We start from the raw sequence: 1,384 nt of genomic DNA on the forward strand, positions 1-1,384 counted from the left end.
GTCGGCCACCAGCTGCCGATGAACGGCCAGATCGCCTACGCCATCTCCTTCCTCGGCCTCGACGGCAGCACACCGTCGTCCCCCAGCCCGTCCCCCTCTCCCAGCAGCTCACCGAGCAGCTCGCCTAGCAGTTCCCCGAGCAGTTCGCCGAGCAGCTCGCCGTCCCCCGGCGGCGGATCGGGCGCCTGCCGGGTCAGCGCCACCGTGAACGCCTGGAACAACGGGCTGACCGAGAACATCACGGTCACCAACACCGGTTCCTCGGCCGTCAACGGCTGGTCGCTCGCCTTCACCCTCCCGAGCGGGCAGACCATCACCGGCGGGTGGAACGCCACCTACTCGCCCACCAGCGGACAGGTCACGGCGAAGAACGTGAGCTACAACGGCTCGCTGGCGCCCGGAGCCTCCACCGAGATCGGCTTCCAGGCCACCCACACCGGCAACGCCGCGAAGCCCACCGCGTTCACGCTCAACGGAAACACCTGCACCATCTCCTGACGCCTCCCTATCCCCTGGAGATCTCCGTGCGCTTCATCAGACATCGGCGCTGGCTCGCGGCCGGAGTGGCCGCGGCGCTGAGCGTCCTCGGAGTCGCGACCGCCGGCTCCGCCCGGGCCGCCGCGGGCTGCCGGGTCACCTACACGGTGACCAACCAATGGCAGGGCGGCTTCGGCGCCAACGTCGACGTGGTCAACCTGGGCGACCCGGTCGACGGCTGGCGTCTGACCTGGTCGTTCCCCGCCGGCCAGACGATCAGCCAGTTGTGGAACGGCAGCTACACGCAGTCCGGCGCCCAGGTCACGGTGACCAACGCCTCCTACAACGGCGGCATCCCGACCGGCGGCAGCGCGTCGTTCGGCTTCAACGGCTCCTGGACCTCGTCCAACCCCGTGCCGGCGAGCTTCGCGCTGAACGGCACCACCTGCAGCGGCACCGTCACCAGCCCCTCGGCGAGTCCCAGTGCCAGCCCGAGTGCCAGTCCCAGCGCGAGCCCCAGCGTGAGCCCCAGCGCCAGTCCCTCGGTTTCCCCTTCGCCGTCGCCGTCGGCGAGTCCGTCGGGTGGGCCGTGGCCGCCGTCGTCGACGTACTCCAATCCGGTGTTGTGGCAGGACCTGGCCGACATCGACATCTTCCGGGTCGACGACACCTATTACTACTCGGCCTCCACGATGCATTACTCGCCCGGTGCGCCGGTGCTGCGCTCTTATGACCTGGTCAACTGGGAGTACGCCGGGCACTCGGTGCCCAAGCTGGACTTCGGCTCCAAGTACGACATGAGCGGCGGCCGCGCCTACGTCAACGGCATCTGGGCCTCGTTCCTGAACTACCGCAAGAGCAACAAGACCTTCTACTGGGGCGGTTGCATCGACTTCAGCAAGACCTA

Annotated in this window: 2 protein-coding genes; both read left to right on the forward strand. The window is 68.5% G+C overall.

Annotation, left to right across the window (positions count from 1 at the left end):
- On the forward strand, positions 1-498 hold a 498-nt coding region (locus ACWEQG_RS39025), incomplete at its 5' end, for a cellulose binding domain-containing protein (RefSeq protein ID WP_452292691.1).
- Positions 499-524: 26 nt separating this feature from the next.
- On the forward strand, positions 525-1,384 hold an 860-nt coding region (locus ACWEQG_RS39030), incomplete at its 3' end, for a cellulose binding domain-containing protein (protein ID WP_452292693.1).

This window comes from Microbispora sp. NPDC004025 (assembly GCF_053604425.1).